The organism is Clostridium sp. UBA1652, from assembly GCF_002320975.1.
Classification (GTDB): Bacteria; Bacillota; Clostridia; order Clostridiales; family Clostridiaceae; genus Clostridium_T; species Clostridium_T intestinale.
This window is the reverse complement of sequence record NZ_DCLI01000039.1, coordinates 27,082-43,945: the sequence shown is the minus strand read 5'-3', so window position 1 is coordinate 43,945 and position 16,864 is coordinate 27,082. Positions and strand designations below refer to the sequence as shown.

The 16,864-nt window shown below is 28.8% G+C and carries 10 protein-coding genes and 1 tRNA gene; 2 read left to right on the top strand and 9 right to left on the bottom strand.

Translation table 11 applies throughout. The features are described from left to right. Positions 1–2 precede the first annotated feature (2 nt). The 5 genes from B3N22_RS06650 to B3N22_RS06630 form a co-directional block, all read right to left on the bottom strand. Complete coding sequence (locus B3N22_RS06650) at positions 3–1,103, bottom strand: hypothetical protein (RefSeq protein ID WP_286905653.1); 1,101 nt, start codon at positions 1,101–1,103, stop codon at positions 3–5. Further along, a complete protein-coding gene (locus tag B3N22_RS06645) occupies positions 1,075–3,342 on the bottom strand; it encodes a glycosyltransferase (RefSeq protein WP_286905651.1) in 2,268 nt (755 codons plus the stop codon). The genes B3N22_RS06650 and B3N22_RS06645 overlap by 29 nt, the downstream gene beginning before the upstream one ends. A 223-nt stretch (positions 3,343–3,565) precedes the next feature. Beyond that, positions 3,566–5,344: an aminopeptidase P family protein gene (locus B3N22_RS06640; protein WP_286905649.1), complete on the bottom strand. Its 1,779-nt coding sequence runs from the start codon at positions 5,342–5,344 to the stop codon at positions 3,566–3,568. A gap of 120 nt (positions 5,345–5,464) precedes the next feature. After that, positions 5,465–5,541: transfer RNA gene (locus B3N22_RS06635), tRNA-Arg, on the bottom strand. A 63-nt stretch (positions 5,542–5,604) separates the two neighbouring features. After that, positions 5,605–6,468 (bottom strand): sensor histidine kinase, encoded by an 864-nt coding sequence (locus B3N22_RS06630; protein WP_286905647.1) that lies wholly within the window; start codon positions 6,466–6,468, stop codon positions 5,605–5,607. Between the two features lie 217 nt (positions 6,469–6,685). On the opposite strand from B3N22_RS06630, the gene B3N22_RS06625 reads away from it, so the two are divergent. Further along, the gene (locus B3N22_RS06625) at positions 6,686–7,561 is read left to right on the top strand and encodes a DegV family protein (RefSeq protein WP_286905645.1); all 876 of its coding nucleotides are present in this window, start codon (positions 6,686–6,688) and stop codon (positions 7,559–7,561) included. 99 nt (positions 7,562–7,660) lie between these two features. On the opposite strand, the gene B3N22_RS06620 is transcribed toward B3N22_RS06625, so the two are convergent. Beyond that, positions 7,661–8,767: an ABC transporter ATP-binding protein gene (locus B3N22_RS06620; protein ID WP_238906326.1), complete on the bottom strand. Its 1,107-nt coding sequence runs from the start codon at positions 8,765–8,767 to the stop codon at positions 7,661–7,663. A gap of 323 nt (positions 8,768–9,090) precedes the next feature. Here B3N22_RS06620 and B3N22_RS06615 point away from each other — a divergent pair, with 323 nt between their 5' ends. Then, the gene (locus tag B3N22_RS06615; protein WP_238906328.1) at positions 9,091–10,026 is read left to right on the top strand and encodes a PucR family transcriptional regulator; all 936 of its coding nucleotides are present in this window, start codon (positions 9,091–9,093) and stop codon (positions 10,024–10,026) included. Between the two features lie 28 nt (positions 10,027–10,054). Here B3N22_RS06615 and B3N22_RS06610 read toward each other — a convergent pair whose 3' ends face one another. The 3 genes from B3N22_RS06610 to B3N22_RS06600 form a co-directional block, all read right to left on the bottom strand. Continuing rightward, positions 10,055–13,192 (bottom strand): AAA family ATPase, encoded by a 3,138-nt coding sequence (locus B3N22_RS06610; RefSeq protein ID WP_238906330.1) that lies wholly within the window; start codon positions 13,190–13,192, stop codon positions 10,055–10,057. Continuing rightward, a complete protein-coding gene (locus tag B3N22_RS06605; protein ID WP_238906332.1) occupies positions 13,193–14,398 on the bottom strand; it encodes an exonuclease SbcCD subunit D in 1,206 nt (401 codons plus the stop codon). It lies immediately after the preceding gene. A gap of 98 nt (positions 14,399–14,496) precedes the next feature. Continuing rightward, positions 14,497–16,860: a glycogen/starch/alpha-glucan phosphorylase gene (locus B3N22_RS06600; RefSeq protein ID WP_238906334.1), complete on the bottom strand. Its 2,364-nt coding sequence runs from the start codon at positions 16,858–16,860 to the stop codon at positions 14,497–14,499. Positions 16,861–16,864: the final 4 nt, after the last annotated feature.

Below are 16,864 nucleotides of genomic sequence, written 5' to 3'. Positions count from 1 at the left end.
CTTTATCTAATATTCTTTTTTCTACTCCAAAAAATATATAATCCAGAGAATATTAGAACTAAGACTATGCATATTCCTCTAATGAAATCTATAAATCTTTGGGACATAATTAAGGTATAAATTCCACCCATAAGATTTTTAACTTCCGCATCTCCTGGAATACTCTTGCTAGTTCCATCTAGCTCTTTTGCATCTAAAGTCCATGATTTATATAATTGAATTTCTTTTTTAACTACTAGATCTTCATATTTTGCCTCTATTTTTATATTTTCTACATTTACTGAAGTGTTTAAGGTTAATTTTCCTGACTTATCTATAGAAACTCCCTCATAATCCTCAGCTAAACGATAAATCACATTATCTTCATTTAGTGAGGTTTTATATATGGATATAGCTTCCCCTTGCACAGGTATTTGTACTCTATCATCGCCTTCTATTTTAAAATTCAAATCCCCATATTTAATAAATGGATCATCTTTAGGTATAAGTGCAAAGTTACTTAGGTGTATATCTTTTTCTTTATTTTCCTCTGTCGTTATGCTTATTCCCCACGAACTTATATTGGAAAATAAGTGTTGATTATTATCACCTGATTTACTATTTAAACTCGTAAAAGGTACATAAACTACTCCCTTAAATCCAGAGGGTATATTTATAGTCCCGTAAGCAGGTGACAGTTTCTCAAAATCCTGATTGTTTTCATTTTTTATTAAAACAGATTTATCTTCATTAACTGAGAGGAAGGTTCCATCAGTTTTTACAACAGAAAAGTTAAACTTCAATTCTTCTTGAGAATTATTTTGAACATTAAATGATATCATACCAAAGCTATTCCAATCATACTTTCCTTTGCTATATAAATTTGATGTATAATATCCTTCCTCTAGACCTATAGAATTAACTTTTATCCCCAAGCTATTATTAGCTTTATCAAAGTCATAATTTAATTTAGCTTTATCTCCTTCTAAATATATATTTTCAGGAGATATTTTCTGATAATTGTTTATTTCCTCAGCTAAAGCTACTCTATTATTACCTATTACTAAAAATACAAGAGAAAAAGTCATAAATATCTTATAAAAATTGCATTTCATTAAATTCATCAAAGGATTCCTCTCTTCTAACTACAGAGCTTTCTGATAAACTTTCATTGTATTCTCTTATCCAGTCATTTAATATATTTCTTAGCTCTTTATCGTCAGCTATTTCTTTGTAATTTTTAATTTTATAAAGGTAGATGTTTTTGTCTTGAACCTTCTCTAAATCACCTATAATCTCTATATCTTCTTTTATTCTTAAAGTAATTTTATCTTTTAATATTGATTCACTAATACCTTCCAAAGCCATATACTCATAATTAAAGGATTTAAGTTTTACATCTCCACACTCTTTTGAAGCTATTGTTTTATCTAAATCCACTCTTGGTAGTTTTCTCTTAAACAGAAACAACTTTTTATTTCTTGTAAGAATGTTTACTCTTATATCATCAAATATACTGGTGTTTTCATCTAAATTATTAGGGAGAGTTGGAACTCTATCATAGGTTATGTATAATAGTTGTTTAAAATTATCTTTATCTATATCAGTTATTTCAAATGCATATTTCCACTCTTTTTCCCCTTTTGCTATGTGTACAACTTTTCCACTAAATTCAGATAAATATCTATCTGTAAATAACTTAATTTTTATTATTTCGTCATAGGGTATGTATTCTGGAAATTCGAATCTAACTGCTAATCCACCTTCTGATACATCTATAGTTTTGCAGTTTAACTCTTTATTGTTATAGGTTATTTTACAAGGAACCTCTGCTAAAACTCTCTCTGTTTTTCTAAAGGACTTTCTTCCTACCATAAAAAATATTGCCATTAAAATATTATAAAAATTAACTACAAGCCAAAATAAAACTACACTATATGTGGCTGATCCTGCCTCAAAAATCATTCTTATACAATTAAAGATTCCTATTATAGAAAGTACTGCAAATGCTATATGTGGTATAGCTTTTTTTAATCTATATACTCTATCATCTACTTTAGCGTTGTCTTTACTTGTAACTAAAAAGCTGTTTTGTGATATTCCAAAGGTTTCTAATATAACTGGTACTACAAGAGATGGAAATAAAATAGTTTCATATATGTTAGTCCATTTGGTTGTTCTAATATTTCTAGATAAACTCCTTAGCTCTTTATTACTTAAATAATACATAGGAAGCCAAAATATCAGAACTTCTGTCAGATTACAATCAACAACTATTACCCCAAATACAGCAAATAATATTGGAGCCATTATATAAGCAACTCTTTTAAGCCCTGAATACCAATAAGAAATGGAGGATATATAACTAATCTTTTGACTAAAATTAAGTCCTTTTCTAAATAATATATTTAGTCTTCTTCCTGTCTGGATACATCCTCTTGCCCATCTTTGACGTTGTTTAACAAGACTCATTAAATCAGATGGCGCTAAACCAGATGCGTGAACTTCTCCTACTGCAAAACACTGATATCCCTTACTTTGTATTATCAACCCTGTAGCAAAATCTTCTGTTATTGCCTTTGTATAATACCCTCCAGCATCTTCAAGAGCTTTTCTAGCTATTACTGTATTTGTTCCTCCATATATTATGGAGTTGTTTTTATTTTTAGAAATCTGTACATCTCTATAGAAATAATCTTGTTCATTAGGAATTCTTCCTTCTGAAAAAAGATAATACTGAAATAAGTCCGTATTATAAAAGCTTTGAGGCGTCTGCACAAATCCAACTTTTTCATTGCCTAGGAAATATGGAACTGTAGCCATTAAAAAATCATGCATAGGAATCATATCTGCATCAAAGTTTGCTATTAATGGTGAGTTTGACTTCTCAAGAGCGTTGTTAAGATTCCCAGCCTTTGCTCCTTTTCTTTCAGTTCGAGTTAAATATCCTATTCCCATTTCATAAGCTAATTTTTTCATTGATTCACGATTTCCATCATCACATAAATATATATGTATCTTCTTTTTATCTGGATAGTCCATATTCTTGCATCCATTTATAGTTTTAAAAAGTAATTCTTCTGGTTCATTATATGTTGTTATAAAAACATCTACATCAGGAAAAAGACTTTCATCATCTATCTGTGGTTTTTCTGGATGTTTTATATCGTACATATTGTAATAGTGTACTGCTGCTTCTAACATTCCCACTATTTCAACTATTAATAGAATAATAGCTGAAACTAAAGATATTATTCCAGCCTTAGTCGGTATAGTAAAAAAAATTCTCCATATCAAATAAATTATATTCATTATTACTGTCGCTATTATTAATGAATAATTTCTTACTCTTTTATAATTCATACTCACCATACCTTTCTAATATTTAAAATCAACTAATAATTATTATATATTATATTTAATACAATTAAAACCAAATTCCGACAATATTTCTCAAAATATTTACTATCTATAAATATAACTTGTATTTATAGTATTGTTTTATATTTATTTTTTATTAAATAATTATATATAAGCAAAAAAAGTCAGATTTCTTATTATTGAAATCTGACCTTGATATATATTTTTATATTTCTCTAGCTTCTTTTTTTAACCAAGCTTTATGCTCATCATCTAAATAAGGAGATAATCTTTTATATACCATTCTATGATAGTCATTTAACCATTGCTTTTCCTTATATGTAAGCATATCTTTATCTATTCCATCTAAGTCTATAGGGCAATAGGTAATAGCTTCAAAGTTCATAAATTGCCCAAATTCTGTTTTTTCTTCTTCTACTACGAGCATTATATTTTCAGTTCTAACACCGTGTTTTCCTTCTTTGTATATGCCAGGCTCATTAGTAATAACCATTCCTTTTTCTAACTTCACACTGTTAGGTTCTTTTCTAAAACCTTGTGGTCCTTCATGGACATTTAAGAAAAAGCCTACTCCATGACCAGTTCCACATTTATAATCTAATCCATATTCCCAAATAGGTTGTCTTGCAAGTACATCTAAACTAGATCCTGTTGCTCCCTCCAAAAACTTAACTGAACTTAAGGCAATATGTCCTTTTAATACTAAGGTGAAATCTCTTTTTTCTTCTTCACTAAGCTTTCCTAATACAATAGTTCTTGTAGTATCTGTTGTTCCGTTAAAATATTGTCCACCTGAATCTACTAAGAAAAACCCCTCATCTTTAAGAGTATATTGAGTTTCTTTATTTGCCTTATAATGCATCATAGCAGCATGATCTTTATATCCTGCTATTGTATCAAAACTAGGTTCAACAAATAAATCTTGTTGTCTTCTAAAAGACTCCAACATTTCTTGTGCTGATATTTCAGTGATCTTTTCCTTAGTAACAGATTCTTTAAGCCATTTTATAAACTTAACCATAGCTAATCCATCACTTACTTGGCAGTTTCTTAGATTTTCTATTTCAACTTCATTTTTAATAGCTTTTAAAGCTGTAGTTATATTAGGTTCCTCAAGTTTAGTTGTATCAGTGTTAATAGAATTATACATACTAATACTTGTTTTATTTGCATCAAAAATAACTGAATCATCAATAGATAACTGATTTAAAATTTGATGTATCTCATTATATCCTTTAATTTCTATTCCATCATTCTCTAACTCTAATCTTATATCATTAGTAACTTTTGACCCATCAACAAACAAATAGCACTTATCCTCACCCACTAATACATTGGAAATTACAACAGGATTATTGGGAACATCATTACCTCTAATATTAAGTAGCCATGCTATATCATCTAAAGAGGTTAATAAATAATAATTTGCCCCCTTAGTACTCATGTTAGCTCTTACTTTATTTAATTTTTCTACTCTTGATTTCCCAGCATACTTTATTCCATGTAAAAAAACTAATTCCTTAGGTATTTCTGGTCTGTCTTCCCATATTTCATCAATTAAATCTTTTTCTATTTTTATAATTATGTTTTTAGACTTAAATGCTTTCTCCATTCCTTTAAATAAATCTACTGAAAAAACACTTCCATCAAATCCAACTGTACTACCTTCTTTAAGAGTGTTTTTTAGCCATTCTGTGTATGAAGGAACCCCTAGATCTGCCATCTTAAACAATCTTATACCTGAACCTTCAAGTTGCTTTTCTGCTTGAATATAATATCTCCCATCTGTCCATAATCCAGCATCATCTAAAGTAATAACAACAGTACCAGCAGAACCTGTAAAACCCGATATCCACTGTCTACCTTTCCAATGCTCTGCTACATATTCACTTTGATGTGCATCAAAACTAGGAATTATATATGCATCTATTTTATTTTCTTTCATTAAACTTCTTAATTTTTCTATTCTTTTTTTAACATCCATATTTCTTACCTTCTCTTTCCTAAATCTCCTACTGCTTTAATGATATTATACATTAATTGATTCAAGAATTTTACCTTAAAAATATAAAAAATAAAAGCCTTGCTATAGCAAGGCTTTTATTGGTGCGGCGGAGAAGATTCGAACTCCCGGCCCTTTGGTCCGTAGCCAAATGCTCTATCCAGCTGAGCTACCACCGCAGATATAAAACACGTCAAGACTTATATTAACATAATCATTTTTGAAAAGTCAATAGTTACCTGTTAGTAAATATCAGAAAACTCTATTTCTAAAACTTCCACCTTATTGTTTGATGATATTTTCTTTCTGGTTTGACATTCTTGACAATATTCTCTTGGAAATTTTACTACAAACTCACAGCCATCTTTATGATTTATTATATCTATAGATCCTTTATGTGTTTTAACTAGATTATTAACTAAGTTAAGACCTATCCCACTACCTTCATATTCAGAAGTTAATAGCTTATTAACCTTATGGAACCTATTAAATACTAATTGTTTTTCTTGTTCCGGAATTCCTGGCCCCTGATCTCTTACTGATATACAAACACTATTTTTATCTATATCTAATGTTATAAGTATCTCAGAGGATTTAGGCGAAAACTTTATTGCATTTGATAATAAATTCATAACTATTCTATCTATTACCTCTGGATCTACCCCTATAATACACTCTTCCTCATTAGTATCAAATATTAATGATATATTTTTATCTTTTGCATACTTGTCCACTGAAGTTACTATGTTTTCAAGAAAACTGACTATATCTAGGTTTTCTTTATTGCATATGAAGTAATTATTTTCTAATTTTGTTACGTCAATTAAATTGTTTATAAGTTTTAACATCTTATAACAACTTTTTTTAATTGAGTTAGAATACTCATTCCACTTATTTTCATTATTATTTGTATAATATTCTTTATTTTTTAATAATTGCATTATACTTAATACCACATTTAGATGAGTTCTCAAATCATGAGAAATATTAAGTATAAATTCTTCTTTTAAATAATCTTTTTGTCTTAAGTCACTAATTTTAGCCTCATAATCATTTAAAATACTTTCAAATGCATTAAAATCGCTATATTTTAATTTCTCCTCCATTTTCAAAACCTCATCTTCACAAATCTTATATACCATATATATTATAATTTTAATTTAATTTCCCCCGCATGTCTACTATATTATACCATTCATGCTTTTATTTGTAAATTTTTAACAAATAAAATTAATAACTTATTTTATTATAGTTATTAATTGAATATTTTCACCCATTATATTAAAATCAATATAATAATAATTTCTTAAGGAGATAAAATTTATGAAAGATTATGTTATCTTAACTGATTCTGGTTGTGATTTACCTAAAGATTTAGTTAAAGATTTAGACGTAAATTATATTGGTCTAGTATGCTTATTTAAAGGTTCAGAATATATCGAAGATTGTGGTCAATCTCTTTCCTATAAAGACTTCTATAAAGGTATTAGAGAAGGAGAACAACCTACTACTGGTCAAGTAAACTCTTATAGATTTGTTCAAGAGTTTGAAAAACATGTAGAGGCTAATAAGGCAATAGTTTATATTTCATTTTCATCCGCTCTAAGTGGCACCTATAGTAGTTCTTTAGTAGCTAGAAATGAAGTATTAGAAAAATATCCTGATGCTGATATAACAGTTTTTGATAGTAAAGCTGCCTCTGGTGGTCACGGTCTTTTAGTTTACCTTGCAGCTAAAAAAAGGCAAGAAGGAGCTACAAAAGAAGAATTAGTTACATGGCTTGAAGAAAATTACTTAAAGCTCAATAGTTACTTTTTTGTTGAAGACTTAAATCATTTAAGAAGAGGTGGTAGAATTTCTTCTACTTCTGCTATAGTTGGCGGATTGCTTAACATAAAACCTGTTCTTCATGTAAATGAAGAAGGAAAACTAATAAACATTGCTAAAGCAAAAGGAAGAAAAAAGGCAATAAAATATCTTCTAGATAGTCTGGAGAGAAAGATAGTTAATTCAGAAAACCAAACAATCATTATTACTCATGCAGATTGTTTAGAGGATGCTGAAGGACTTGCTACATCATTAAAAGAATCTATTAAAGTAAAAGACGTTATTATAAATTATATAGGTTGTGCAATAGGCAGCCATACTGGTGCAGATGCTATGACAGTATTCTTTATAGGAGAAAATAGAAATCCATAACTTTCTAAAGAATAAAAAATAATCTGTGTATTTTTCTAATGAATCTTTAAAGGGGGATTCTTCTCGATTTATACACAGATTATTAGTTTAACTCATTAATTAGAATATAGTGTCTTGAGTCTCTTCATTAAATATATGAGCTTTATTTAAATCAATTGCAAACTTTATAGTATCTCCTACAACTTCGCCTTGATGTTTAGCTGTTTTTATTGTAAATGCTCTATCATTTGCTTTTACATGAAGTAATACTTCTGAACCTAAGTTTTCTACAACTTCTATTCTTCCATCTATAACATAAGTCTTATCATTTTCTTGTCCATTAGTAATTTTTATATCTTCTGGTCTTATTCCTAATATAGCTTGCTTTCCTACATAATTAGCCGCTTTAATTTTATCAGCCTTTTCTTTATCTAAAGCTACTTTTTGTCCAAATACTTCTACTACTATATTTCCGCCTTCTTCTTTTACATCTCCATATAAGAAGTTCATTTGAGGACTTCCTATGAATCCAGCTACGAACATATTAGCAGGATGATTATATATTTCGGTTGGAGTATCTACTTGCTGGATTATTCCATCCATCATAACTACTATTTTAGTTCCTAAAGTCATAGCTTCAGTTTGATCATGTGTTACATATATAAATGTTGTTTGAAGACTTTGATGTAATTTTGCTATCTCTATTCTCATTTGATTTCTTAACTTAGCATCTAAGTTTGATAGTGGCTCATCTAGTAAGAATACTTTAGCATCTCTAACTATAGCTCTTCCCATAGCAACTCTCTGTCTTTGTCCACCTGAAAGTGCCTTAGGCTTTCTGTCTAATAAGTGTTCTATATCTAATATTTTTGCAGCATCTCTAACTTTTTTATCTATTTCATCTTTTGGCATTTTTCTTAATTTCAAACCAAAACCTATGTTATCATAAACTGTCATGTGTGGATATAATGCATAGTTTTGGAATACCATAGCTATATCTCTATCCTTTGGAGCTAAATCATTAACTAGTTTATTATCTATGTATAATTCTCCATCTGATATTTCTTCAAGGCCTGCAATCATTCTTAAAGTAGTAGATTTTCCGCATCCAGAAGGACCTACAAATACTATAAATTCTTTATCTTCTATTTCTAAGTTAAAATCCTTTACTGCTGTTACATCTTTTGAGTATCTCTTATAAATGTGTTTTAGTGATAAACTTGACATGTTTTACTCCTCCTAAAATATGTTTTTTATTTCATTTAATATCTTGATTAGACTATATCACTATAAATTCATATCATCAAAAAACTTAATTTTTAAAGAAATATTCTTTGTTAAAGCCTAAATCAGCTTTCTACAATGCTTTCAAGTTTATCTTAAGTTTTTCTTATGTAAACCTTGTGACTTTATACAAAAATCTTCTTAGATATTCTGTACAATCCTACAAATATTTTTTAATATACTTATTTCTTAATAGATGTCTCCACTTGAAAGATTCTTGAAAATAATTACAATAATAATATAAACACTTAAAGGAGGACTATTTGGTGAACCATTTAAAAAGTTTATTAAAAGATCTGATGGACAAATTCCCTTTCATTATTGAAGTTACTGACTCTAAAGGTGAGACCTTAATTAAGTCTAAAAATATAGTTCCTAAATCCTCTGAATATTTTTCTATAGAATATAATGAAGAGCTCTTATACATTGAAATAGATAAGGAATATTATAATAGTATTCCTTTAATAAGATATTTACTGGAAGATAAACTTAATCAACTATCTCTCACTGTTGATAATATATTAGTCAGCATACTAGAGAATAACCCCCATCCACTTTATACTTACAAAGACATCATAAAAAAGATGAACTCTCCTTCAATTATGATAATAAAAACTTCCCTTTCACTAGATAAGGTTATAGATATACTAAAAGCTTCCTATGGTAGCAAAGACTATCATTATTGTAAGTGGAATAACTACCCTATGATTTTAGGTGATTTTGTTGATGTTCACTCTCATTGTGAAAGCATACTAGAGACTCTTTCTGAATTAACTATAAAAAAATCTATAATTTGTTACGAAGAGCTTACCTTAAATTCTGATATACCTAAAATAGTAAATAACCTTATAGATCTTATGAGACTTTGTGAGAAACTTAATCTTAGAAAAAATATCTTAACTTATAATAGTATAATCTTTGAAAATATTATGGATAATATAAGTCCCGAAATTAAGTATAAACTTCTTGATAAGTATAAAGATTTTTTTGATTCTTTAGATGGTGCTACTATTCAAACTATTGATACATTTTTAGATATGGACTTAAATATAAGCAATACTTCTAAAGCCTTATATGTTCATAGAAATACCTTAATTTATAGATTAGATAAAATAAAAAATGATATTAATTTAGATTTAAGAAATTTTAAAGACGCCCTTACCTTCTCCAGCTTATATTTTATATGGAAAAGCTTAAGGTAGCTATACTTTTGGGTATAGCTACCTTTTACTATATGTTAAATCTTATATGACTTCCTTCTTTAGCTGGAGTTACTTCTAATCTCGCATCTATCCTCTCTTTTAGTTCTGATACATGAGATATTATACCAACTAATCTTCCTCCTTTTTGGAGATCAATTAAGCAGTTTATAGCATTATCTAAAGATTCTTGATCTAAACTTCCAAAACCTTCATCTATAAACATAGTATCTACTCTTATTCCTCCAGTATAACTTTGAATTACATCTGCTAATCCTAAAGCAAGTGCCAATGAGGCCTTAAAGCTTTCTCCTCCTGATAATGTCTTTACATGTCTTGCCTTACCTGTATAATTATCAAAAACCTCTAACTCTAATCCAGACTGTTTATTTCCCTTTACTCTTTCCTCTTTTCTTTTTAGAAGAAATCTTCTTCCAGTCATTTTCATAAGCCTTATGTTAGCAGCTTGTATTATTTCATTAAAATAGGCTGCTAACACATATCTTTCAAAGCTTAATTTTTCACTGTTATCACCCTTTGCAAGCTTTGATAACTCAGCAACAACCTTATACTCTTCCTCCCCCTTAGCTATACTTAAAGTTAGCTTATTTATCTTTTTTAATTGTTTTTGGTTATTATCTATTCTTGCAAATAATTTATTATCTTCTTTATTTACTTCCTCTTCTTTTTCCTTCCAAGATTTTATTTCTTCTAGAATTTTTTCTTCATTTACCTTATCCATATTTAAAGTTTCTTTTTCAACTTCTTCTATTCTGTCCTTTAAGGATTTTACCTTATCTTTATATTCATTTATGGAATTTTCCATAGCTTCTATATATTCTTTAGTTCTTTTTAAAGAAGCATATTCATAATAATCTTTAAAACCATAGGAAGTAATTAGTTCTTTAAACTTCTCTTCATAATCTTTAACTTCTTTAATGCTTTCTTTTAGATTTTCCTCTTTTACCTTTAAGTTTCCTTCACTTAAAGCTTTTATAGAGCTTATTTCCCTAAATCTTTCTTCAGCAATCTTATAGGCTTCTTCCATAGCCCTTAAATCACTTTCACATTTTTTTATTTCACTATTTAATAAATTTAGACTTCTTTTATTATCTGGTATTTCTTTTTCTACGCTTAAAAGCAGTTCCTGCTCTGATTTTGTTCTTCCATATAGTTCTGTAAACTCTTTTTCTAGCAATTCTTTCTGCATCTCATTATTTTTAAGTTCTAAATTTAACTTTTCTTTTCTTGCCTTAGATTCTTCTTTCTTTTCTATTACCTTCTCTATTTCTTCAATTTCTTTTTCTATATTCTTTTGTATATTTCTTAATTCTCCACCTTTTTCTTTTATCAAAATCAGTTTTTCTTGAACTTTCAAATTTCCTAAAGAATTACTTAAAATATGTGAAATCTTATTATAGGTATCTTCATATATATTTTTTAGTTCCTCTATAGATGCTTTTATTGAAGCAATATTATTTGCTTTTTCAGTACAGGCTTTTTCAGCATTATAAGCTTCCAGCTTTTTTTGCTCTACCTCTTCAGCTGTAGGTGTTTCTTTCAATTTCACAGCTTTTTTAGGATGTTCAAGGGAACCGCATACTGGACAGGGATTATTATCTTCAAGTTCTTCTGCTAATAATCCAGCCTGCCCTTTTATGAATCTCTCATAAGTCTCAATATATTCTGTATTAAGTATCTTAAACTTGTTATTCAAGATATTAAATTCTAGTACTTCCTTTTCATGCTCTTTATATTTAATAAAGTGTTTATTACATTTATCATAAAGCTCTAAAAGACTATTTATGTTATCGGTTACCTTGTTTAAATCCTGTTCTCTTTTAACCTTTAATAGTTCTTTTTTTTGAATATCATTTAAGAATACTTCTAAATATTCTAGCTCATTTTTTATTTTAAAAATCTTCTCTCGATTTTTATTTCTTTCTTCTTCTAAATTTTTACCTTTAACTAAGAGTTTTTCTAGATTTACTTTTTTATTTTCATATTCAATTACCTTAGGCTGGAATCCTTTGAGTATCGATATATCTTCTGTAAACTTTTTTCTCATGTATTCAGCATTAATTTCTTTATCTAGAACTACTTTAGCCTCTTCTAGCTTTTTAGAATTTATTTCAAAATTTTTCTTCTCCTGAAGAAATTCTCTCTCTTTCTTTATTCTATTCTCTTCTTTAATTCTTAAATTTTCTTCTGTAGGAATTATCTCTAACGCCTTTTTAGTTAGTTGTACTTCTTCAATTTTTTTCTTAATATATTCTTCTTTTAATAGCTCCTTATTTAAAGCTTCCTTAAGTTCTTCTTTATATTTTAATCTTCTATTTATATCTACAGCCTTTGTTAATTGCTTTTGTAAGTCTTCCTGCTGTTCTCTTATACAGTCTAATTTTGTCTTTAAATTCTTCCTTATATCTTCATCCTTATATAATTTTACTTTTGTTAAATCTATTATTTCATCTATTTTCTTATCCTTGGCTTCCTTTAAAGAAAATAAGAGTTCCTCTTCCCCAGCATCTATATTTTTTATGTAGACGTCTCTCTCTTCAGATATCTTAGATATATTTTTATATAATTCTCTCTCTTTTTCTTCCAAGTTTTTTTGAACATACAAAAATGCCTCAGTACCAAAAATCTTTCTAAATATTTTTTCTCTTTCTAAGCTTTCAGCTTCTAAAAGCCTTCTAAATTCTCCCTGTGGAAGCATTACTATTTGTTTAAATTGCTGGCTTGTTATACCTAAAATTTCAGATACTTTTTCATCTACAGATTTAACTCCAGTTAATAGCTTTCCTCCTGGAAGCATTAGTTCAGCTTCTGCACTTTTTTGGATATATCCTTCTCCTCTAGCTTTCTTTTTAAGCTGCTGAGGATATCTTTTTATTTTATACTCTTTCCCATTTAATGAAAATGAAAGCTCCACATAAGTAGATATCACATCCTCTGCAAAATCACTTCTTAAACTATCTTTATCCCTGCTGCTGCCAGAAGCTTCTCCATATAACGCTACACTTAAAGCATCAAATATAGTAGTTTTTCCTGCTCCAGTGGGTCCAGTTATTAGAAATAAATTCTTCTCCTTAAGATTAGTGAAATCTAGTACCTCTTCCTTTGCATAAGGTCCAAATGCACTCATAACTAATTTAAGTGGTCTCATTTATATTATCTCCCTTTGAACTTCTTCTATTACCCTTCTTAAAACTTCCATCCTGCTCTCATCAAGTTCCTTTCCCGTAAGAATCTTATAAAACTCACTAAAGAGCTCTTCTTTAGATTTATTCTTATATCCTTCTTCCGCAGATGTTTTATTATATTCAGAATTTATAAAAGACTCTCTGCTTAAACCCATTATATTAGGGTATACCGCTCTTAACTTGGATATTGGATCTAAAAGCTCTCCCTCATCCGCTAATATTGCAAATACATAATCATCTGTATTGGTTTCTTTATATACGTCCTTACATATCAGTTCATTTAAAGGCCCTTTTATTATTCTTAAATCCCTAAGGGTTCTTAACTCTTTTAGTTCAATATTTAACTCACCAGATTTATCTATATTTACTATGGTAATAGATTTCTTTTGCTTTGCTTCAGAGGTAGAATACTTTAAAAGAGAACCTGAATATCTTATTTTATCTGATCCAACTTTTTGAGGTCTATGTAGATGCCCTAAAGCAACATAATCAAATTCACTGAAAATCTCTGCTGATATTAAATCAGTTCCTCCTATAGAAAGCGGTCTTTCAGATGCTGAAGTAATTAAACCAGCTCTCTCTTCCTGCCCATCTTCATTTACGCTAGTTTTATTATCTTTTATGTAACTCACATAACCGTGAGTTATTAATACGTTTCTTTCACTTCTATCAAAGTTCTTATAAATATCTTCTATAACCTTCTTATATGCTTCTTCATGAGTTTTTATATTTTCATCTCCATAAAGTTCTCTCACATAAGCTGGTTCTGTATAAGGCACCAAGTAAAAATTTACTGTTATTTCATCTTTATCTTTTAACGAAACCTTAGTTATATTTTTATTTAAAACTCCCTCTATATGAAGCCCGCTATTTTTCAAAAGAGAACTTCCAAAAGATAATCTCTCCGGACTATCATGATTTCCTGCTACAGCTAAAACAGGTATTTTTAAATCTAAAACTATTTTGCTTAATACTTTATCTAGAAGATCTACCCCATCAGCTGGAGGAACTGATCTATCATATAAATCTCCTGCTATTATTACAGCATCAGGCCTTTCTTCTTCTACTAAATTTACAAATTCACTTAGTATAAAAGCCTGATCTTCTAACATGCTAAACTCATTTACTATTTTACCTATATGCCAATCAGCAGTATGAATAAATTTCATAAAAATTCCTCCTCTAGATATTCATGTTTCTATTTTATCATAAAAAATCATAAAAATAGAATCCTAATCTACTGACTAGAATTCTATTTGCTCTTATATTATTTATTAGTCTTTTTATTAACTTTCCATATTTCATCTGCGTATTGAAGAATAGTTCTGTCTGAGCTAAATACTCCTGAATTACAAATATTTAGCCAGCATTTTTTAGCCCATTCTAATTTATTTTTATATGATTTATCTACTTTCATTTGCGCTTCTCTATAGTTCTCAAAATCTGCAAACAATAAATAATAATCTTCTTCTAGTAAAGAATCGTATATATCTTTAAAATATCCCTTTCTACCATCACTAAATGTTCCATCAATTAACGTATCAACAACTCTCTTAAGCCCCGGAACCGTTTCATAATATTCTTCTGGACTATAATCCTCTCTTAGCTCTTCTATATCCTCTACTCTTAATCCAAATATAAAGTTATTTTCTTCACCCGCTTCTCTTACTATTTCTACATTGGCTCCATCATAGGTTCCTAAAGTTGGACTTCCGTTTACCATGAACTTCATGTTTCCTGTTCCTGAAGCTTCTTTTCCTGCTGTAGAAATCTGTTGTGATAAATCTGCTGCTGGAAATAGCTTTTCAGCATATGAAACTCTGTAATTAGTAACAAAAATAACCTTCATTTTATTATTTACATCTTTGTCGTTATTAACTAATTTAGCTATCTCATTTATGAATTTAACTATTCCTTTAGCTCTTATATATCCTGGGAAAGCTTTTGCTCCAAATATAAATGTTCTTGGTACAAAATCTACATCTAAGTTTTCTTTAAGTGTAAAATAATGATCTAATATATAGAATGCATTAAGCAATTGTCTCTTGTATTCATGCAGTCTTTTAATTTGAATATCGAATAAAGAATCTGGATTAATATCTATTCCCTCAACTTTTTTAATATATTCTGCTAAATCCTTCTTTTTATTTTTCTTAATTTCAATGAATCTATTTAAAACCTTCTCATCATCTCTAAATTTTTCTAATTCCTTAAGTTTACTTAAATCTAAAACCCATTCTTCACTTCCTAATAATTCAGTTATCAATGAAGATAGCTCTTCATTGGCATATCTTATCCATCTTCTTGGTGTTATACCATTAGTTTTATTATTGAACTTCTCTGGATATAATTTATACCAATCTTTCAGTTCTTGATTCTTTAATATTTCTGTATGAAGCTCTGCAACTCCATTTATAGAATAACCACAATATATAGCTAAATTGGCCATCCTAGTAACTTCTTTACTTATTATAGCTAATTCTTCAATCTCTTCTTTATCATATAACTTCTTTTTAAGCTCTTTTCTAAACTCTTTATCTATAAGCTTAATTATTTCTAATACCCTTGGTATTAAATCCTCTAAATACTCGTTATTCCACTTTTCTAAAGCTTCTGCAAGTATGGTGTGGTTTGTGTAGGCAAAAGTTTTCTGAGCAATTTTTAATGCTTCTCTAAAATTAATTCCCTCTTCATCCACTAAAATTCTTATTAATTCTGGTATTGCTAAAACAGGATGAGTATCATTTAGCTGTATGGAATTTACTATATGAAATTTAGAAAAATTATATCCATACCTTACTTTATATTTTCTTATTATATCCTTTAAAGATGATGAACACATAAAATACTGTTGTTTTATTCTTAGCATTTTTCCGGAATCTGTAGAATCATTAGGATAAAGTACTCTTGAAATATCTTCTGCAGTATTCTTTTCTTCCAATGCCTCTACATATTTTTGATCGTTAAAAAGGTTAAAATCAAAATCATTTATAGGTTCAGCTGCCCATAATCTCAATGTATTTATATTTTTAGATCCATAAGCTATTATAGGAGTATCGTAAGGTATAGCTCTTACTTTCATATCTTTAAATTCAACTATTACCTGCTCATCTTCTTTTCTTACAGACCAAGGATCCCCATACTTAAGCCAATTATCTGCTTCTTCTTCTTGAAAACCATCCATAAATTTTTGTTTAAATAGCCCATGAGAATATCTTATTCCATAGCCGACTAAAGGTATATTCATGGTGGCTGCTGAATCTATAAAGCAGGCTGCAAGTCTTCCAAGGCCTCCATTTCCTAAGCCTGCATCCTCTTCAATTTCCTCTATTCTGTTTAAATCTATATTAAATTCCCTTAATACTTCTTTAACTTCTTTTCTGATTCCTAAACTTATCAGATTATTTCCTAATGCTCTTCCCATTAAATACTCTGCTGATAAATAATAAGCTTTTCTTCCTTCATCATATAACTTAGTAGTTTTATCCCAGTCATCTATTATTTCTTCCATCAAAGCCTTAGAAACTGAATTAAATATCTGATATTCCTTAGCGTCTTCTATAGTTTTTCCATAGCTCATTTTTAAATTTCTAAGTACTGCATCTTTAAAATGTTCCTTATGAAATATCATTTTC